This window comes from Paraburkholderia sp. WS6 (genome assembly GCF_030464835.1).
Taxonomy (GTDB): domain Bacteria; phylum Pseudomonadota; class Gammaproteobacteria; order Burkholderiales; family Burkholderiaceae; genus Paraburkholderia; species Paraburkholderia madseniana.
This window is the reverse complement of the sequence record NZ_JALQCK010000022.1, coordinates 54,500-73,750: the sequence shown is the minus strand read 5'-3', so window position 1 is coordinate 73,750 and position 19,251 is coordinate 54,500. Positions and strand designations below refer to the sequence as shown.

The window sequence follows — 19,251 nt, the reverse complement described above, 5'->3', positions numbered from 1 at the left end:
GGATCACCTTATGACTGTTCGCGCAGTTTGAAGCGTTGAATTTTGCCGGTAGCGGTTTTCGGCAAATCGTCGACGAACAGGATATCGCGCGGATACTTGTGCGGCGCGAGCCGTTCCTTGACGAAAGCCTTCAACTCATCCGCGAGTATCTCAGACGGCGTGAATTCACGCTTCAACACTACGAATGCGCGGGTCTTCACGAGGCCGCCGTGATCCACGCCGACCACCGCGGCTTCCAGCACTGCGCCGTGCTGCACCAGGACCATTTCCACTTCGACGGGCGATACGTATTGACCGCTCACTTTCAGCATGTCGTCGCTGCGGCCCGCATACACGTAGCAGCCGTTCGCGAGACGGCGGTATTTATCGCCGCTGCGGATCCACTCGCCAAGGAACGTCGCGCGCGATTTCTCGCGATTGCTCCAGTACATGAGCGCCGCGCTCGGTCCTTTGATAAACAGATCGCCGACTTCGTCGTCGGGCACCGGATGTCCGGCTTCGTCGCGCAGTTCAACTTCGTATCCGGGCACGGGGCGCCCCGTGGTGCCGTACTCGACTTCACCCGGGCGGTTTGACAGGAAGATATGCAGCATCTCGGTCGAGCCGATGCCGTCGAGAATTTCGCAGCCGAAGTGCGCCGTGAAGCGCTCGCCAATTTCGCGCGGCAGCGCTTCGCCCGCCGACGTGCACACGCGCATCGCGACATCGGCGCGCGCGGGCAGGTTGGGTGAGACGAGCATGCTCGCGTAGAGCGTCGGCACGCCGTAGAAAATGGTCGGACGATGCTGTACGAGGCGAGTGAAAATCGCGTCGGCGGTGGGACGTTCAGCCATCAGTACGGCCGTAGCGCCGACCGAAAGCGGGAACGTCAAACCATTACCCAGACCATATGCAAAGAACAACTTGGCCGCCGAGAAAACCACATCGCTTTCGACGATCCCAAGAATCGGCTTCGCGTACAACTCGGCAGTCCAGTAAAGATTTGCATGCGTGTGGACGGTGCCTTTCGGTTTGCCAGTCGACCCGGACGAATACAGCCAGAACGCGATATCGTCGCAACCGGTCGTGGGTGCCTTGATGGCCGGCGTGGCCGCGTCGATCAGATCTTTAAGCAATGGCGCCGTTACAGGCTCGCTCTCAGGCGGCTGTGAAACGATCAACTGGCAACCGTCGTGTTCGGTGGTATCCATCGCCTGCGTGACATTCGGCAGCAATGCGCCGGATGCGATCACGGCGCGCGCATGGCTGTGCGTCAGCATGTACACATAGTCGGCCGTGGTGAGCAACGTGTTCGCGACGACCGGCACGACACCTGCATAGAGCGCACCGAGAAAGGCAATCGACAGTTCGACGGTATCGAGCATCACCAGCAGCACGCGCTCTTCCGGATGCACACCGAGTGTGCGCAATGCGCTCGCGAAGCGCCGGGCCCGTTCTTCGAGTTCGCCGTAGGTGGTGGTGCCGGTGTCGTCGATATAGGCGGTCTTGGCGGCGCGCGCTTCATTCAGTCCAAACAGGTAGGCCGCGAAATTGAATACCGCGGGCGGCGGTTCGACAGTCGGGGCGGGCCGACTCGCAGCCGTGTCCAGCAGGGCTTCCATATGTCTCCTCCATCGGGTGGGGGCGGTCCGGCGGTTATGTGCTCTTGATCCGCGCGATGCTTACTGTCTGATTGCTTGAAGCCTGTCTCGTCCCGCTATGCTGCGGGCAAATGGGTGGTTCGCGTCAGTGCGTCGATTGCAGCGCTCGATGCCTGAACGGCAGAGCGCCTGTGATAGAACCCCAGTGCGCGCAGCCCGCCGAGTTCTTCTCCGCCACCCGCGCGGCCCGGCCCGCCATGCAGCGACATCGGCATCACGTTGCCGTGGCCGGTTTGACTCTGCTGGACTGCAGGCGAGATCGCGTGGACACGTCCGTGCGAGTCGGCGAGTTCCAGTGCGAGCTTGGCGAGATGCGCGTCGTCGTTCGAATAGATCGAGGCGACGAGCGAGCCTTGGCCGCGTCGCGCGAGTGCGACGGCGTGCGCTTCGGGAAGGGCGCCGTTTGCTGCGGTGGCGATGCGATAGGGCGCCACGGTCGCCACTGGCCCGAATACTTCGACGTCGTGCAGCAGCGTCGCGCTATCGGGATCGTTGACCACGAACAGATGCGGCGCGACGCAGGCGGCAATCGTTGCGTCCGCATCGATAAGCGGCGCAGCCGAGCCGTCGTATGCGAGCACGGCTTCCTCGCGCAACGCCGCGACGCCGGCCAGAACGTTCTCGTATTGCTCGCGGCTGACGAGCGAACCCATCCGCACGGCGTCGTTGCGTGGATTGCCGACGGTAATTTTCGCGAGCTTTGCTTTGAGCGCTTCGAGTACCGCTTCGAGCGATGCTTCAGGCACGAAGGCGCGCCGGATCGCCGTGCATTTCTGACCGGATTTCACGGTCATTTCCCGCACCACTTCCTTGATGAACAGTTCAAAGGCCGGCGTATCGGGTGTTGCGTCGGCACAGAGAATTGCGCTATTGAGGCTGTCGGCTTCGACATTCAGACGCGCACCATGCTCGACGAAAGCCGGATGCGCGCGCAGTGTCGCGGCGGTTTCCGCTGAGCCGGTGAACGACACCACGTCGAATGCCTGAATCCGATCGAGCAGACCTGCGGAACTGCCGCAGATGACGGACAACGCGCCGGGCGGCAGAATGCCTGCGTCGACCACATCGGCAACCATGCGTTGCGTGAGCCATGCCGTCGCCGTGGCGGGTTTGATAATGACGGGCACGCCGGATAACAATGCGGGCGCTGCTTTCTCCCACAAACCCCACGATGGAAAATTGAACGCGTTGATGAAGAGCGCGACGCCGCGCGTTGGCGTGAGCACGTGCTGCACGCTGAACGATTGGTCCTTGCTCAACGAAGCGGCATTACCGTCGCGCAGCGCATGTACATCACCGAGCGACGCACCGAGTTTCGCGTAGTACGACAGTGTGAAGATGCCACCGTCGATGTCGACCGCCGAATCATTGCGCGTGGTGCCCGAGTTCGCGATCGCGATCGCATAGTAATCGTCGCGTTTCGCCTGCAGCAGTTTGACGATCTCGGCCAGATGGGCGGCGCGCTGCGCATAGGTCAGCGCACGCAGGGCAGTGCCGCCTTCTTCCCGAGCGAACCCAAATGCGCGGTTGAGATCCAGACCCTGGCTCGACACGCGGACCAGCGCTTCGCCGGTGATCGGATCGGTCAGTGTGACGCCTTCACCGCCGCCCGCGACCCACTGGCCTGCAACGTAGTTCTTCAATAGTTCAGTCATGGCGAGTCTCAGGCGGAAGGTGAGGTGGGCGTGAATTCGATCGCGCCTTGCGGCAGCAGATACAGCACCAACGCCTGGCCATTCGCAACGGTTGGTCGATGCGCGCTGCCGGGGCCGTACACGCACCAGCCGGCCGGATGACCGTCGAAGGTGGCGCCTTCGGTGAGCGGCATGATCAGATCGATTTCGCCGTTCGGATGCACATGATGCGGACCGGCAATATCCTTCATATCGACCACGTCGACTGAGAAGCCGTGGGTCTCCGGCAAGGCCTTGAAGATCCGGCCATAACGAATGCCGCCACCTTCGCGGTTGCACAGCCAGCCTTCGGCCACGCCGGTGCGGCAGGCATCCGCCAGTTCGCGGAAGGTCGCGCCATCCGCGGGATACGTGTTGTTGAGCCACGTGGCTAGCGTGCCGTCGAGCGGGCGGCCGGCGAGTTGCTCTGTCACGCCCGCAATCAGGCGTTGAAAGTCATGTGGGGACATGCAAGCCTCCAGATCAGCGCGCGCACGCACCTTAATTCATACATGCTGTTGCGCTGTCTCCGTGACGCTGCCGAAAAACCTCGACAGCGTTTGTTATTGGATCAATATTTGGCGAAAATTAACTGTTCACCAGAGCCCTGTCAAGCACTATAGTACATGTAACGTATTCAATAGGCAGTTAAACATGAACCAAAATTACTCTTCCGCGCCGCTGGACGATCCTGCCGATGAGGACGCGAGCCGCTCCGCTGGGGCCAACCGCGGGGCCGACAGCGGGGCTGAGCGTGGGGCGGAGCGCGAGGAACGCGATCCTTTTCTAACGGCAATGGGTGATCGCGTGCGTCTGCTGCGTGCGCGCCGTGGCATGACGCGCAAGACGCTGGCGACTGAAACCGGCTTGTCGGAGCGTCATCTGGCGAATCTGGAATCGGGCGTGGGGAACGCATCGGTGCTGGTGTTGCGGCAGATCGCGGCGACGCTGAACTGCCCGCTGGCCGAAGTGATCGGCGACGAAACCACAGCTTCCGCCGAATGGCTGCTTATCCGCGAACTACTGCAGGGGCGCGACCAGGCGGCGCTGCAGCGCGCCCGCGTGGCGCTTGCCGAGATGTTCGCGCAGGCGCCGCGCGACCCGCATCGCAAGGACCGGATCGCGTTGATCGGCCTGCGTGGGGCTGGTAAGTCGACCTTTGGCCGGATGCTGGCGCAGGAGCGCAAGGTGCCGTTCGTCGAGCTGACGCGTGTGATCGAGCAACTCGCCGGTTGTCCGCCGTCGGAGATTCATTCGCTTTACGGTGCGAGCGCTTACCGGCGTTATGAACACCGCGCGCTGGAGGCGGTGATTCACGAGCACGAGCGCGCTGTGATCGCGTCGCCGGGCGGGCTGGTGTCGGAGTCGGGCACCTTCAACGCATTGCTGTCGCACTGCTTTACCGTATGGCTGCAGGCCACACCGGAAGAGCATATGCGCCGCGTCGTCGCGCAAGGCGACCTGCGGCCGATGTCCGGCAACAAGGAGGCGATGGATGATCTTAAGCGCATCCTGGCGGGGCGCAGCGAACTATACGGCCGCGCCGACATGACCTTCGACACCAGCGAAAAAACCTTGGCCGACGCCTACTTGCAGTTGCGCGACCGGCTGGCTGCAAGGCTCGCGGCAGAATCGCCGGACGAAGTGCGGGTGAGCTGAAATGCAGTGCGAGCCTAGGGTTTACTAGCAAACATGCACTAAAGTGCTTTACTCGGGGATGGCGATGCACTATTGTTCAAAAAACAAGTTTTGCATCGTCCAGTCAGGAGACGCCCCATGTCCACAGCAGAAACCGCCATCGCGCCGGTCGACTACCGCACCGATCCTTCGCAGTACAAGCATTGGAAGCTGAGTTTCAACGGTCCTGTCGCGACCCTTGGCATCGATATTGCCGAGGACGGCGGGATCCGGGACGGCTACAAGCTAAAGCTGAATTCATACGACCTTGGCGTCGACATCGAACTGCACGACGCGATACAGCGCATCCGCTTCGAGCATCCCGAAGTCAAAACGGTGGTGCTAACGAGCCTGAAGGACCGCGTGTTCTGCTCGGGCGCAAACATCTTCATGCTGGGACTGTCCACGCATGCGTGGAAGGTCAACTTCTGCAAGTTCACCAACGAAACGCGTAACGGTCTCGAAGACTCGTCGCGTCATTCAGGTCTGAAGTTTCTCGCCGCCGTGAACGGTGCATGCGCCGGTGGCGGTTACGAACTCGCGCTCGCTTGCGACGAAATCTATCTGGTCGATGACCGCTCGTCGTCGGTTTCGCTGCCGGAAGTGCCGCTGCTGGGCGTGCTGCCGGGTACGGGTGGCCTGACGCGTGTTACCGATAAACGCAAGGTGCGTCACGATCGTGCAGACATCTTCTGCACGGTGGTCGAAGGCATCCGCGGTGAACGGGCGAAAGCATGGCGTCTCGTGGATGAAGTCGTGAAGCCGAATCAGTTCGATCAGACGATTCATGCGCGCGCGCTGGAACTTGCCGAACAAAGCGATCGTCCGTCGGACGCACAAGGCGTCATGCTCACGCGTATCGAACGCATCAACCGCGAAGACGGCCTGACTTATAAAACGCTCGACGTTACGATCGATCGTGCGAAGCGCATCGCCACCTTCACGGCGAAAGCCCCGCAAGCGGGACAACCCACGGAGATCGACGCGATCGTCGCCGCCGGCACGAGTTGGTGGCCGCTGCAGTTCGCCCGCGAACTCGACGACGCGATTCTGTCGATGCGTACCAACGAACTCGAGGTCGGCACCTGGGTCTTCAAGACCGAAGGCGATGCCCGTAACCTGCTCGCTACCGACGCCACGCTGATGCAGCACAAGGACCACTGGTTCGTGCGCGAGACCATCGGCCTCTTGCGCCGCACACTGGCACGTATCGACGTGTCGTCGCGTTCGCTGTTCGCACTGATCGAACCGGGTTCGTGCTTTGCCGGTACCTTCGCGGAACTCGCGTTTGCTTGCGACCGCAGCTATATGGCCGCACTGCCGAGCAACGAAGACGAAGAGCCGGCGATCACGCTGTCGGAAGTCAATTTCGGTCTCTATCCGATGGTTACGCATCAATCACGTCTCGCTCGTCGCTTCTATGAAGAAGTCGAACCGCTCGACGCGGTGCGCTCGAAGATCGGCCAGGCGATCAAAGCTGTTGAAGCCGAGCGCCTTGGTCTCGTGACCGCATCGCCCGACGATATCGATTGGGCCGACGAAATCCGCATCGCGCTCGAAGAACGCGCGGCGATGTCGCCGGATGCATTGACCGGACTGGAAGCGAATCTGCGCTTCAACGGCCCGGAAACGATGGAGACGCGTATTTTCGGGCGTCTCACCGCATGGCAGAACTGGATCTTTAACCGGCCAAACGCAGTGGGCGAGAAGGGCGCGCTCAAGGTGTACGGCAAGGGCAGCAAGGCGCAATTCGACGTCTCGCGCGTTTGATTCTTTCGACGCGACGCAACGTAACTGAAAGCGACGCCACCTGCCTGATACGCGCCTCTCATCCGCAAGCTCTGTATTCCGACCAAGGAACCGACCATGTCTACGATCAACTACAGCGAAAAGATTCCGAACAACGTCAATCTCGCCGACGACCGTGCATTGCAACGCGCGCTAGAACAATGGCAGCCGAATTTTCTGTCGTGGTGGGGCGATATGGGCCCGGAAGGCTCGCATGGCTATGACGTGTATCTGCGCACGGCGGTGAGCGTCGACGCGGGCGGCTGGGCGCATTTCGATCACGTGAAAATGCCGGACTACCGCTGGGGCATTTTCCTTACGCCCGGCGAACAGGACCGCAAGATTCATTTCGGCGAGCACAAGGGTGAGGCCGCGTGGCAGGACGTGCCCGGCGAGCATCGCGCGAATCTGCGCCGCATCATCGTCACGCAAGGCGATACGGAGCCGGCTTCGGTCGAGCAACAACGGCATCTGGGTTTGACCGCGCCGTCGATGTACGACCTGCGCAACCTGTTTCAGGTGAATGTAGAAGAAGGGCGCCACTTGTGGGCGATGGTGTACCTGCTGCATCGCTACTTCGGCCGCGACGGTCGCGAGGAAGCCGAAGCGCTACTCGGCCGCCGTTCGGGCGACGAAGACAATCCACGCATTCTCGGCGCTTTCAACGAGAAAACGCCGGACTGGCTCGCGTTTTATATGTTCACGTACTTCACCGACCGCGACGGTAAGTTCCAGTTGTCGGCGCTTGCCGAGTCGGGCTTCGATCCGCTTGCACGTACCACGAAGTTCATGCTGACCGAAGAAGCGCATCACATGTTCGTTGGCGAATCGGGTGTGTCGCGCGTGATCCAGCGCACGGCGCAAGTGATGAACGAACTGGGCACGGACGACGTCGCGAAGATTCGCGCGGCCGGCGTGATCGATCTGCCGACCATCCAGCGTTACCTGAACTTCCATTACTCGGTGACGATCGACCTGTTCGGCGCTGATCATTCTTCGAATGCGGCCACGTTCTACAGCTCGGGCCTGAAGGGCCGCTATGAAGAGAACAAGCGCGACGACGACCATCAATTGAACGGTCAAAGCTACAAGCTGCTCGACGTGCAGGACGGCAAACTGGTCGAGCGTGAAGTGCCGATGCTCAACGCCATGAACGAAGTGCTGCGCGACGACTACATTAAGGATTCGGTGGCGGGTGTCGGCCGCTGGAACAAGGTACTCGAAAAGGCCGGCATCGATTTCCGCATGACAGTGCCGCATAAAGCGTTCAACCGGCAGATCGGCACGTTTGCCGGTACGCGTGTGTCGCCGGACGGCCGCGTGATCAGCGAAACCGAATGGGCCGCCAATGAAGCGAAGTGGCTCGCTTCGCCGGAAGACCGCGCGTATGTCGCCTCGCTGATGGGCCGCGTCGTTGAGCCCGGCAAGTTCGCGAACTGGATTGCGCCGCCGGCAATGGGTGTGAACCGTCAGCCGGTCGATTTCGAATACGTGCGTTTTAACTGAGCACGGCGATTGAAAACGTGCGGCGTGCGGCGTCGTATTCGCACGAATATCTGGTGGAGGATGTCATGAACGGCCCAGCATCGATCGAAGTTCTCAGGCAGCATCTGATCGATCCGGAAATCTGCATTCGCTGCAATACCTGCGAAGAGACTTGCCCGGTCGATGCGATCACGCACGACGAGAATAATTATGTGGTCAAGGCGGATGTCTGCAACGGCTGCATGGCGTGCGTGCCACCGTGTCCGACTGGCTCGATCGATAACTGGCGCACCGTGCTGAAAGCCGATGCGTACTCCATCGAGGAGCAGTTCAAGTGGGACGTGTTGCCCGAGCAGAACACGATGGCCGTGGCGGCTGCTGAAGATGAATCGGTTGCGGCCGGAGCGTCAGGCGATGCGCCGACGGACGCAAGCGGTATTGACGTCGATACCGTACGCGGGTCGGTCGTGCCGCCGTGGTCCGCGGCGAAACCGTACGTGAATCTCTACACGCACAAGGCGCCGACTACCGCGACGGTGGTCGGCAACTACCGGCTCACCGACGGCTCCACCGATAGCGACATCCATCACATCGTGCTCGATTTCGGTTCGATGCCTTTCCCTGTGTTGGAGGGGCAGTCGATCGGCATCCTGCCGCCAGGCGCGACCGCCGATGGCCGCACACATCACGCGCGGCAGTATTCGATCGCGAGTCCGCGCGATGGCGAACGGCCCGGCTATAACAATGTTTCTCTCACCGTGAAGCGTGTTTCCCAGCAGCACGGCGACGTGCTCGATGGGGTCTGCTCGAATTATCTGTGCGATCTGAAGAAGGGCGACGTGGTCAGCGTGATCGGGCCGTTCGGCGGTACCTTCCTGATGCCGAATCATCCGAACTCGCATTTGCTGATGATTTGCACGGGCACCGGCTCGGCGCCGATGCGCGCGATGACCGAATATCGCAGGCGTCGTCGTCTGAAAGGTGCAACCGGCAAGCTGATGTTGTTCTTCGGCGCGCGTACGAAAGAAGAGTTGCCGTACTTCGGGCCGCTGACGAATCTGCCCAAGGATTTCATCGATACGAATCTGGCGTTTTCGCGCACGCCGGGCCAGCCGAAGCGTTACGTGCAGGACGCGATGCGCGAGCGCGCGGTCGATGTCGCGCAGATGCTCAAAGACGACAACACGCATATCTACGTGTGCGGGTTGAAGGGGATGGAAGATGGCGTGCTGCAAGCGCTCAAGGAAATCGGCGAGCAGCACCAGCTCGATTGGGAAGCGCTATGGATGAAGCTGAAGCGGGAAGGGCGGCTGCATCTGGAGACGTATTGAATCGCTAAGTCTCAAGAGAGACATCACACAGTGAGTGGTGCGAAGGCCCGGCTGCTTTTAAAAACGCAGCCGGGCTTTTTTTTTATCTCGAGGGATCCGCGCCGTCTTCGTGCTGCGACGGCGACACCGCCCCACACGCACGAATCACCAACTGCACGACTTCCTCCGTCGTCACCTCAAACGCTTTCTGCGTCAGCGCGCGTTTGCCTTTAAGCGCGCGAATCTGCGCGTCGAAGTCGGCGTAATGCTGGGTAGTCGCCCAGATCATGTACATCAGCGTTTGCGCATCCACCGGCGCCAGCAGCCCGCGCGCGATCCAGTCGTCGATCACCTTCACCCGGCTGTCCAGCCACGGCTTCACACGCCCCGTGAGAATGTCCTCCATATGCTCCGCGCCGTGGATGATCTCGCTCGCCCACACCTTCGAGCCTAATGGCCGGCGGCGCGACAACTCCATTTTCGCGCGTACGTATCCGCCAATCGCTTCGACCGGATCGTCGCTGCATTCGAACGTGTCCGCCGCGCGATGCCAGTCTTCGAACAGATCTTCCAGCACACGCCGGTACAACGCGAGTTTTGTCGGGAAGTAGTAATGCAGGTTAGCTTTCGGTAAGCCTGCACGCTCCGCGATCATCGCCGTGCTGGTTCCGTCGAGTCCTCGTTCGGCGAAAACCGCTTCGGCGCACGCCAACAAATGCGCTTCATTCGACTCGCGAATGTGCGCCTTGCGCCGCCGCAAAGGTGCGCGAGTTTCGTCCAGTGTCTCGTCGTTTTCCGTGATGTCGGCAGCCACGTTGTCGTCTCTCATGTTGGCCTGCATCGGCATGTGTGCCGCGTCGCGCTTCATTCTAGTCGTTTGAGCGCGGATGGACACGCGCATTCGAGGTCGTCGAAAAATGCGTGCTGCAGTGCAATGGCACGCTTCTCGCTATGTTTCCTACCGTACGAAAGGTGTTGATTTGGCGGGCTTAATCGTCTACAACCTGTCCAACTGGACAGGATTGAGAGAGCGGGAGATGCCCCAGGGTTTGCCCTCTGTAAAAGAGGCGATCAAAGGCATCGAGTGTGCACCGCCGCCGTGCGGACACGCCCCAAAACCCGCCGCCGATGCACCAGTTTCATGTCGATTCACCGAAAGGAGCGAGACGAATGAACGCGGTATCCGAAGCGCTGAAGCACGCAGAACCCGCTACGTCGATCAAGGTCGACGGCAAGCGGCTGTGGGACAGCCTGATGACGATGGCGAAGATCGGCGCGACGCCCAAAGGCGGCGTCTGCCGATTGGCGCTGACCGACCTCGACAAACAGGGGCGTGACCTGATCGTCAGTTGGGCGAAGGAAGCGGGTTGCACGGTCAGTGTCGATCAGATGGGCAATGTATTCATGCGCCGCGCTGGGCGCAACCCCGATGCGTTGCCGGTCATGACCGGCTCGCATGCGGACTCGCAGCCGACCGGCGGCCGCTTCGACGGTATCTACGGTGTGCTCGGCGGACTCGAAGTGATCCGCAGTCTGAACGATCACGGCATCGAGACCGAGCATCCGGTTGAAGTGGTGATCTGGACCAATGAGGAGGGCTCGCGCTTTGCGCCCGCCATGGTTGCCTCAGGAGTGTTCGCCGGCGTCTTCACACTGGACTACGGCCTCTCGCGCAAGGACGTGGATGGCAAGACCATCGGCGAGGAGCTCAAACGTATCGGCTATGCGGGCGATCTTCCTTGCGGCGGTCGTCCCTTGCATGCCGCGTTCGAATTGCATATCGAGCAGGGGCCGATTCTCGAAGCCGAGCACAAAACCATCGGCGTGGTGACCGATGCGCAAGGTCAGCGCTGGTACGAAATTACGCTGACGGGACAGGAGGCGCATGCGGGTCCGACGCCGATGCCGCGCCGTCGCGATGCATTGCTGGGCGCCGCACGCGTGGTCGATCTGGTCAATCGAATCGGGCTGGATAACGCGCCGTTCGGCTGCGCAACGGTCGGCATGATGCAGGTCTATCCGAACTCGCGCAATGTGATTCCGGGCCGCGTGTTCTTCACCGTCGATTTCCGTCATCCGGACGACGCGGTGCTCGCAAAGATGGATGTGGCGCTACGTGAGGGCGTGGAGAAAATCACCAGCACCATCGGTCTGGAAACCGAACTCGAGCAGATCTTTTACTACGCGCCGGTCGCTTTCGACGACGCCTGCGTGAAGTCAGTACGCGCCGCGGCCGAACGCTTCGGCTATCCGCATCGCAACATGGTTTCAGGCGCGGGACACGACGCCTGTTATCTGTCGCAAGTCGCGCCGACTTCGATGGTGTTCGTGCCGTGCGTCGACGGGATCAGTCACAACGAGATCGAGGACGCGACCTTCGAATGGATCGAAGCGGGCGCCAACGTTTTGCTGCACGCCATGCTCGGACGAGCGTGCGAGCCGGTTTCATAACGCTTTAGCGGTAGCGGTTGTAGTTGCGGGTTTTAGTTGCGGGTTTTAGTTGATTCCCTAGCCTCACCGTAGTGCCCATAAAACATGCCGCCCCGGCTCCGCTTCAGCGCAGCCGGCGGGACCGGCTACGTCCTCACATCGAAGAAGGAACGTGTATGGCCATCAAGCAAACCGGCGATATTGCGGCTCAACGCCTATCGGCCGATCAACTCTCGTGCGAGTTCTCCGATATCGCACCGTTGCTCGACGCGAGTGCCGCGGCCGCAGCAGCGAGCCGCTGTCACTACTGTTACGACGCGCCGTGTGTGAACGCGTGTCCGACACAGATCGACATTCCCAGTTTCATTCGCAAGATCAGCAACGGCAATCTGAAGGGCGCGGCCGTCGACATTCTGTCTGCGAATCCGCTGGGCGGTATGTGCTCGCGCGTTTGCCCGACCGAGATTCTTTGCGAGGGTGCTTGCGTGCGCAACCATCAGGATGCGAAGCCGGTGGCGATCGGCGCGCTGCAACGTCATGCGACCGATTGGGCGATGGCGCGCGGCGAAGTGCTGTTCAAACGTGCGGCTGAAACGGGTCGGCACGTCGCGGTGGTCGGTGCGGGACCGGCCGGACTTGCGTGTGCGCATCGGCTTGCGTTGGCAGGCCATAACGTGACGATCTACGACGCCCACGAGAAAGCGGGTGGCCTGAACGAATACGGCATCGCTGCCTATAAAACCGTTGACGATTTTGCGCAGCGTGAAGTGGCGTGGCTGTGCTCGATCGGCGGCATCGAGATCAAGCACGGCGTGGCGCTTGGACGTGACGTGGAGCTCGACGCGCTGCGCAAGCAGCACGATGCGGTCTTCCTCGCGATCGGTCTCACGGGCGTGCGCGCATTGGCGATGGAAGGCGAGGACCTGGGCGGCGTGATGAACGCAGTGGATTTCATCGAACAGGTGCGCGCGGCGAGCGACTTCGGCACGGTGCCGGTGGGCCGGCGAGTCGTCGTGATCGGCGGCGGCAATACGGCAGTGGATGCCGCCGTGCAAAGCCACAAGCTCGGCGCGACGTCGGTCACGATGGTGTATCGGCGCGGCGTCGAGTCGATGAGCGCGACGTGGGCCGAGCGCGATTTCGCGCAAACCAACGGCGTCACGCTCGTCACGCATGCAAAGCCGATGCGTTTGATCGGAGAAGGAGGCGTGGTGACGGGTGTCGAATTCGAGCGCACGCTAGGCGATGGCAGTCAGGAGCGCTTCGTGGTCGAGGCCGACATGGTGTTAAAGGCAATCGGGCAGACGCTGGTGCCGGTCGGTATCGAGCGCGAACTGTTGACGCTGGACGGCAGCCGTATCGCGGTCGATGCAAACGGACAAACTTCGTTACCCGGCGTATGGGCGGGTGGCGATTGCGCGGCGACTGGCGGGATCGATCTGACGGTACAAGCGGTGCAGGACGGCAAGGTCGTCGCCGCCACGATTGACGCCCAGTTCGCCCGCACAGCAGTCAAAGCCGCGTGAGACTGCACAGAGCCGCTTAAGCCACGCATCACACCAAGATAAAATAGCAGTCCCCAAGGAGCCGAACATGGCCGATCTGCGCTGTACGATTGCCGGCATTACGTCGCCGAATCCCTTCTGGCTCGCTTCCGCGCCGCCGACCGACAAAGCCTATAACGTGAACCGCGCGTTCGAAGCGGGCTGGGGCGGGGTCGTGTGGAAGACACTGGGCCTCGACCCGCATGTAGTGAACGTCAGCTCACGCTATGGCGCGGTGCAATGGAACGGCCAGCGCATCGCGGGCCTGAACAATATCGAACTGATCACTGACCGTCCGCTCGACGTCAACCTCAAGGAAATCGCCCAGGTCAAACGCGACTGGCCGGACCGCGCGATGATCGTCTCGCTGATGGTGCCGTGCAACGAGCGCGACTGGAAGTGGATTTTGCCGCTCGTCGAAGACACCGGCGCCGACGCGGTGGAATTGAATTTCGGCTGCCCGCACGGCATGAGCGAGCGCGGCATGGGTGCGGCGGTCGGTCAGGTGCCCGAGTACATCGAGATGGTCACGCGCTGGGTTAAGGAAGGCTCGAAGCTGCCCTGCCTCGTCAAACTCACGCCGAATATCAGCGACATCCGCCTCGGTTCGCGTGCTGCCTACAAAGGCGGCGCGGACGGCGTGTCGCTGATCAACACGATCAACTCGATCGTCGCGGTGGATCTCGACGCGATGTCGCCGCTGCCGATGGTCGACGGTAAAGGCACGCACGGCGGCTATTGCGGTCCGGCGGTCAAACCGATTGCGCTGAACATGGTGGCCGAAATTGCGCGCGACGTGGAAACGCCGAATCTGCCGATCTCCGGCATCGGCGGCATTTCGACATGGCGCGATGCGGCCGAATTCATGGTGCTCGGCGCAGGCAGCGTGCAGGTCTGCACGGCGGCGATGCACTATGGATTCCGTATCGTCTCCGATCTCGCGGATGGTCTTTCAAACTGGATGGACGAAAAAGGCTATACGACGCTCGACGACATTCGCGGCCGCGCCGTGCCGAACGTCACCGACTGGAAGTACCTGAACCTCAAATACGACATCAAGGCGCGCATCGATCAGGACAAGTGCATCCAGTGCGGCCTCTGCCATATCGCGTGCGAAGACACCGCTCACCAGGCGATCATGAAGGAAAAAGATGGCGTCCGGCATTTTGAAGTGATGGACTCCGAATGTGTCGGCTGCAATCTGTGCATGCATGTGTGCCCGGTCGAGCAGTGCATCACGATGGAGCGCGTGGACAGCGGCGAGTATGCGAACTGGACCACGCATCCGAACAACCCTGCACGGGTGGATGCTGGTGAAAGCGACAAGTCAGACGCCGTTGAAACCGCCGAGCATGCCCATGCCCACGCAGCAAAAGCAGCTTGAAACCTGAGCTACCAGTAGGAAAGGAAACGAAGCGAAGCGCTTGTACTGAACCTGTAATTTTCCCTCAAGGCCTGACGCGCCATCAGAAGCTGCGCAGGCCTCAACGATCAGTGGAGATCTTTCGATGAAGCAGACAGCGCAACCCGTCGATCCGCAGTTTGCGGCCGGCGCGCAGGGCAGCAGTCTTTACAACGACGACCTTGCGCCGACCGGCGTCGCACAGCGCACGTGGCGGTGGTATCACTTCGCCGCGCTGTGGGTGGGGATGGTGATGAACATCGCGTCGTACATGCTCGCGGCCGGATTGACGGAGGAGGGCATGTCGCCGTGGCAGGCGGTGGCAACCGTGTTGCTCGGCAATCTGATCGTGCTGGTGCCGATGCTGCTGATCGGGCATGCGGGCGCGAAGCACGGCATTCCGTATGCGGTGCTGGTGCGTTCCTCCTTCGGCACGCAGGGTGCGAAATTGCCGGCGATGCTGCGGGCGATCGTCGCGTGTGGCTGGTACGGCATTCAGACATGGCTGGGCGGCAGCGCGATCTACACGTTGCTGAACATTCTGACTGGCAACGCGCTGCACGGCGCGGCCTTGCCTTTCCTTGACATCTCGCTCACGCAGCTCGCGTGTTTCCTGGTGTTCTGGGCGTTGCAGATCTATTTCATCGTGCACGGCACCGACTCGATTCGTTGGCTCGAAAGTTGGTCCGCGCCGATCAAGATCGTGATGTGTATCGCGCTGGTGTGGTGGGCCACCTCGAAGGCGGGCGGTCTCGGCTCGATGTTGTCCGCGCCGTCGCAGTTCGTGCCGGGCGGCAAGAAGGAGGGCATGTTCTGGGCGACTTTCTGGCCCGGCCTCACGGCGATGGTGGGCTTCTGGGCGACGCTCGCGCTGAACATCCCCGACTTCACACGCTTTGCTAAAACGCAGCGCGACCAGATTATCGGCCAGTCGATCGGTTTGCCGGTGCCGATGGCCTTGCTCTCGGTGATCTCCGTGGTGGTGACGTCGGCGACCGTGGTGATCTACGGCAAGGCGATCTGGGACCCGATCGACCTGACGAGCCGCATGACCGGCATCGGCGTCGGCCTTGCGTTGATCATCCTGACGCTGGATACGATGTGCTGCAATCTGGCGGCTAATCTTGTTGGGCCGGCTTATGATTTTTCGAGCCTGTGGCCGAAGGGCATTTCGTATCGCGTCGGTGGCATGATTACCGCGACCATCGCCATTGTGATGATGCCGTGGAAGATTCTTGCCACCACGCAGGGTTATATCTTTACGTGGCTGGTTGGATACTCGGCTTTGCTCGGTCCGGTAGCGGGCATTCTGATGGTCGACTACTTCCTCATTCGCGGCACACGGCTGGACCCGCGCGAACTGTTCGACGAGCATGGCGAGTACAGCTACACCGGCGGCTGGAATATCGGCGCGGTGGTGGCGCTCGTGATCGGCGTGCTGCCGAATTTGCCGGGTTTCCTGCACACCGCGTTTCCGGCGTCGTTCCCGAATGTGCCGGCGATTTTCAACACGCTCTATACGTATGCCTGGTTTGTCGGACTCGCGTTGGCGTCGATCGTATACAGCGCGTGGATGAAGCTGAGCAAAGGACCGAGTGCGCGCGTGGCGAGTGCCTGAGTGTCCATAAGCCACGCACGAGGCAAATGAAGTACGTAGCACCAAAACCAGCAGTTCATAAGGAGGCGGCACCATGACGACCCTGATTCGCGGCGGCACGATTATCGACGCGGAGAACACGTATCGTGCGGACGTGTTGTGTGCGGACCCGCAGGACGGCGGCACGATCCTGCAGATCGGAGCGGACCTGGAGGCGCCGGCCGGCGCCACGATCGTCGATGCGGGCGGGCAGTATGTGATGCCCGGCGGTATCGATCCGCATACGCATATGGAATTGCCGTTCATGGGCACCACGGCCAGCGACGATTTCTATACAGGCACGGCCGCGGGTTTATCCGGCGGCACGACCAGCATCATCGACTTCGTGATTCCGAGCCCGAAGCAATCGCTGATGGAGGCCTTCAAGGAATGGCGCGGCTGGGCCGAAAAAGCGTCGGCGGATTATGGCTTTCACGTTGCGGTGACGTGGTGGGACGATTCGGTCTATCGCGACATGGGTACGCTGGTACACGAACACGGCGTGTCGAGTTTCAAGCACTTCATGGCCTACAAGAACGCGATCATGGCCGACGACGAAGTGCTGGTGAACAGCTTCTCGCGCTCGCTCGAACTCGGCGCGTTGCCCACCGTGCATGCGGAAAACGGTGAGCTGGTGTTTCAGTTGCAGCGTCAGTTGCTTGCCAAGGGCTTCACGGGACCTGAGGCGCATCCGTTGTCGCGACCGCCTGAAGTGGAGGGCGAGGCCGCCAATCGGGCGATCCGCATTGCACAAGTGCTAGGTGTGCCGGTGTATATCGTCCACGTGTCCGCGAAGGATGCGGTCGACGCGATCGCGCGTGCCCGTAGCGAAGGCCTTCGCGTGTTCGGTGAAGTGTTGCCGGGTCATCTGGTGATCGACGAAGCGGTGTATCGCGATCCCGACTGGACCCGTGCGGCGGCGCACGTGATGAGCCCGCCGTTCCGTTCCGCGGAGCATCGCGAAGCATTGTGGCGGGGTTTGCAAGCGGGCCAACTGCACACTACCGCGACTGACCATTGCGTGTTCTGTGCGTCGCAGAAGGCCATGGGCCGCGAGGACTTTACGAAGATCCCGAACGGCTGCGGTGGCGTGGAAGATCGTATGGCGGTGCTCTGGCATCACGGCGTGAATTCGGGGCGTCTCACGCCGAACGAATTCGTGCGCATTACCTCAACCAACGCCGCGCAGATTTTCAACCTGTATCCGCGTAAAGGTGCGGTCCAGGTGGGCGCGGATGCCGACCTGGTCGTGTGGGATCCGCAGGCAAGCAAGACGATTTCGGTGAAGACGCATCACCAGAAGGTCGACTTCAACGTGTTCGAAGGCATGGCGGTGCAGGGCGTGGCGATGCACACGCTCACGCGCGGCGCGCTGGCATGGACCGATGGTGAACTGCGGGCAGTGCGTGGCGCAGGGCGTTATCTGAAGCGCCCGCCGAATCCGGCTTACTTCGACGCGATCCGGGTGGCCAATAAGCGGAAGGAGCCGCATCCAGTGGAGCGGTAAGCCGTTTGCAATCTGACGGGCGGCCTCGCAATGCCGCCCGTACCGACTATTTTTCAACGCCGCGCGTTCGCCGCGGCGATACCCCTCCCGCGTTTTCCCCGATGGCGCCCGGCACGTGTTCCGTGGTGCGATGCATGCCGCGTCTGCCATATCTGCTGTAAAGTCGAATTCGACGTTGTATGAGCCACCTTGGCTGTCCGCTTAGCACGCAAGCGCATATTGATCGGAAACCTGATCCTTTGTAAAAACGCAAACCGTTTGCTACAGTCCGCCCACTCTGCCGGGTCTGACCGCCGACGGAATGCCGCACACAAAACCATGCAACTGACGTAGCAAACTTTACGGAGCCACCAGATGAAGTCGATTCGTTCCATTCTGCTGATCGCGCTGCTGCAAGCGGTGACCCTGAGCCCGGCCTTCGCTGCTGACGAGCTCGCGCAGATCAAGTCCGCGGGCGTGTTCAAGATCGGCACCGAAGGCACCTACGCACCGTTCACGTACCACGATGAGTCCGGCAAGCTGACCGGCTTCGACGTTGAGATCGGCACCGAGATTGCAAAGCGCCTGGGCGTCAAGCCGCAATTCGTCGAAGGGAAATGGGACGGCCTGATCGCCGGTCTCGATGTGAACCGCTACGACTCGGTGATCAACGAAGTCGCTGTCACCGACGCACGCAAAGCGAAATACGATTTCTCGGACCCGTACATCACCTCGCACGCGGCGCTGATCGTGCGTTCGGACAACACTACGATCAAGACGTTTGACGACCTGAAGGGCAAGAAGTCGGCGAATACGCTGACCAGCAACTTCGGTAAGATCGCGGCTGCACACGGCGCCGAGGTGATTCCCGTGCAGGGCTTCAACGAATCGGTCGACCTGCTGACCTCGGGCCGCGTCGATGCGACCGTCAACGATTCGCTGTCGTTCCTCGACTTCAAGAAGCACAAGCCGGATGCGAAGGTGAAGATCGCCGCGCTCGATACGTCGGCTGATAGCAGCGACAAGTCCGCGGTGCTGATCCGCAAGGGCAGCCCGGAATTGCAGGCGGCCATCAACAAGGCGCTCGCCGACATCAAGAAAGACGGCACTTACGCGAAGATTTCGCAGAAGTACTTCGGCAAAGACGTCTCCCAATAAGCGTCATCTGCGAGTCTGAATC

Annotated in this window: 14 protein-coding genes; 10 read left to right on the top strand and 4 right to left on the bottom strand. The window is 61.2% G+C overall.

All coding sequences use genetic code 11. The annotated features are described in order from the left end of the window. Positions 1–8: 8 nt before the first annotated feature. The 3 genes from M0D64_RS24855 to M0D64_RS24845 all read right to left on the bottom strand — a co-directional run bounded on the left by M0D64_RS24855 (position 9) and on the right by M0D64_RS24845 (position 3,783). On the bottom strand, positions 9–1,601 hold the full coding sequence (locus tag M0D64_RS24855) for a benzoate-CoA ligase family protein (RefSeq protein WP_266259635.1): 1,593 nt from the start codon (positions 1,599–1,601) through the stop codon (positions 9–11). 95 nt (positions 1,602–1,696) lie between these two features. Then, a complete protein-coding gene (locus M0D64_RS24850) occupies positions 1,697–3,295 on the bottom strand; it encodes a 3,4-dehydroadipyl-CoA semialdehyde dehydrogenase (protein ID WP_266259634.1) in 1,599 nt (532 codons plus the stop codon). Between the two features lie 8 nt (positions 3,296–3,303). Further along, positions 3,304–3,783: a DUF4863 family protein gene (locus M0D64_RS24845; protein WP_266259633.1), complete on the bottom strand. Its 480-nt coding sequence runs from the start codon at positions 3,781–3,783 to the stop codon at positions 3,304–3,306. 184 nt (positions 3,784–3,967) lie between these two features. Here M0D64_RS24845 and M0D64_RS24840 point away from each other — a divergent pair, with 184 nt between their 5' ends. From M0D64_RS24840 to boxA, 4 genes are all read left to right on the top strand, one after another. Further along, a complete protein-coding gene (locus M0D64_RS24840) occupies positions 3,968–4,972 on the top strand; it encodes a helix-turn-helix transcriptional regulator (protein WP_266259672.1) in 1,005 nt (334 codons plus the stop codon). A 117-nt stretch (positions 4,973–5,089) separates the two neighbouring features. Beyond that, positions 5,090–6,760: a 2,3-epoxybenzoyl-CoA dihydrolase gene (gene boxC, locus M0D64_RS24835; protein WP_266259632.1), complete on the top strand. Its 1,671-nt coding sequence runs from the start codon at positions 5,090–5,092 to the stop codon at positions 6,758–6,760. A 96-nt stretch (positions 6,761–6,856) separates the two neighbouring features. Beyond that, positions 6,857–8,284, top strand: coding sequence for a benzoyl-CoA 2,3-epoxidase subunit BoxB (boxB, locus tag M0D64_RS24830; protein WP_093643119.1), 1,428 nt, complete (start codon positions 6,857–6,859; stop codon positions 8,282–8,284). Positions 8,285–8,349: 65 nt separating this feature from the next. Next, positions 8,350–9,594 carry a benzoyl-CoA 2,3-epoxidase subunit BoxA gene (gene boxA, locus M0D64_RS24825; RefSeq protein WP_266259631.1) on the top strand — a complete coding sequence of 415 codons (1,245 nt, stop codon included), beginning with the start codon at positions 8,350–8,352 and terminating at the stop codon, positions 9,592–9,594. A gap of 82 nt (positions 9,595–9,676) precedes the next feature. Here the strand turns inward: boxA and M0D64_RS24820 are convergent, their stop codons facing one another. Beyond that, a complete protein-coding gene (locus tag M0D64_RS24820; RefSeq protein WP_171927695.1) occupies positions 9,677–10,441 on the bottom strand; it encodes a TetR/AcrR family transcriptional regulator in 765 nt (254 codons plus the stop codon). Positions 10,442–10,743: 302 nt separating this feature from the next. Between M0D64_RS24820 and M0D64_RS24815 the strand changes: the two genes are divergently transcribed. The 6 genes from M0D64_RS24815 (at position 10,744) to M0D64_RS24790 (ending at position 19,229) form a co-directional block, all read left to right on the top strand. Beyond that, positions 10,744–12,024 (top strand): Zn-dependent hydrolase, encoded by a 1,281-nt coding sequence (locus M0D64_RS24815; RefSeq protein ID WP_266259630.1) that lies wholly within the window; start codon positions 10,744–10,746, stop codon positions 12,022–12,024. A gap of 155 nt (positions 12,025–12,179) precedes the next feature. Further along, complete coding sequence (locus tag M0D64_RS24810) at positions 12,180–13,529, top strand: NAD(P)-dependent oxidoreductase (RefSeq protein ID WP_266259629.1); 1,350 nt, start codon at positions 12,180–12,182, stop codon at positions 13,527–13,529. A gap of 67 nt (positions 13,530–13,596) precedes the next feature. After that, the gene (gene preA / locus M0D64_RS24805) at positions 13,597–14,931 is read left to right on the top strand and encodes an NAD-dependent dihydropyrimidine dehydrogenase subunit PreA (RefSeq protein ID WP_266259627.1); all 1,335 of its coding nucleotides are present in this window, start codon (positions 13,597–13,599) and stop codon (positions 14,929–14,931) included. A gap of 124 nt (positions 14,932–15,055) precedes the next feature. Next, the gene (locus M0D64_RS24800; protein WP_154559077.1) at positions 15,056–16,567 is read left to right on the top strand and encodes an NCS1 family nucleobase:cation symporter-1; all 1,512 of its coding nucleotides are present in this window, start codon (positions 15,056–15,058) and stop codon (positions 16,565–16,567) included. 73 nt (positions 16,568–16,640) lie between these two features. Continuing rightward, positions 16,641–18,092 carry a dihydropyrimidinase gene (gene hydA, locus M0D64_RS24795; RefSeq protein WP_266259626.1) on the top strand — a complete coding sequence of 484 codons (1,452 nt, stop codon included), beginning with the start codon at positions 16,641–16,643 and terminating at the stop codon, positions 18,090–18,092. A gap of 354 nt (positions 18,093–18,446) precedes the next feature. Next, entirely contained in the window at positions 18,447–19,229 is a 783-nt protein-coding gene (locus M0D64_RS24790) for an amino acid ABC transporter substrate-binding protein (protein ID WP_054040529.1), read from the top strand. Positions 19,230–19,251 lie beyond the last annotated feature (22 nt).

Excerpts from the sequence above, each read along its gene's own strand:
- M0D64_RS24790 (WP_054040529.1), top strand. The coding sequence starts at position 18,447 with ATGAAGTCGATTCGTTCCATTCTGCTGATCGCGCTGCTGCAAGCGGTG.
- boxC (WP_266259632.1), top strand. The coding sequence starts at position 5,090 with ATGTCCACAGCAGAAACCGCCATCGCGCCGGTCGACTACCGCACCGAT.
- hydA (WP_266259626.1), top strand. The coding sequence starts at position 16,641 with ATGACGACCCTGATTCGCGGCGGCACGATTATCGACGCGGAGAACACG.
- M0D64_RS24800 (WP_154559077.1), top strand. The coding sequence starts at position 15,056 with ATGAAGCAGACAGCGCAACCCGTCGATCCGCAGTTTGCGGCCGGCGCG.
- M0D64_RS24840 (WP_266259672.1), top strand. The coding sequence starts at position 3,968 with ATGAACCAAAATTACTCTTCCGCGCCGCTGGACGATCCTGCCGATGAG.
- M0D64_RS24820 (WP_171927695.1), bottom strand. The coding sequence starts at position 10,441 with ATGAAGCGCGACGCGGCACACATGCCGATGCAGGCCAACATGAGAGAC.
- M0D64_RS24810 (WP_266259629.1), top strand. The coding sequence starts at position 12,180 with ATGGCCATCAAGCAAACCGGCGATATTGCGGCTCAACGCCTATCGGCC.
- preA (WP_266259627.1), top strand. The coding sequence starts at position 13,597 with ATGGCCGATCTGCGCTGTACGATTGCCGGCATTACGTCGCCGAATCCC.
- boxB (WP_093643119.1), top strand. The coding sequence starts at position 6,857 with ATGTCTACGATCAACTACAGCGAAAAGATTCCGAACAACGTCAATCTC.
- M0D64_RS24845 (WP_266259633.1), bottom strand. The coding sequence starts at position 3,783 with ATGTCCCCACATGACTTTCAACGCCTGATTGCGGGCGTGACAGAGCAA.
- M0D64_RS24855 (WP_266259635.1), bottom strand. The coding sequence starts at position 1,601 with ATGGAAGCCCTGCTGGACACGGCTGCGAGTCGGCCCGCCCCGACTGTC.
- boxA (WP_266259631.1), top strand. The coding sequence starts at position 8,350 with ATGAACGGCCCAGCATCGATCGAAGTTCTCAGGCAGCATCTGATCGAT.
- M0D64_RS24815 (WP_266259630.1), top strand. The coding sequence starts at position 10,744 with ATGAACGCGGTATCCGAAGCGCTGAAGCACGCAGAACCCGCTACGTCG.
- M0D64_RS24850 (WP_266259634.1), bottom strand. The coding sequence starts at position 3,295 with ATGACTGAACTATTGAAGAACTACGTTGCAGGCCAGTGGGTCGCGGGC.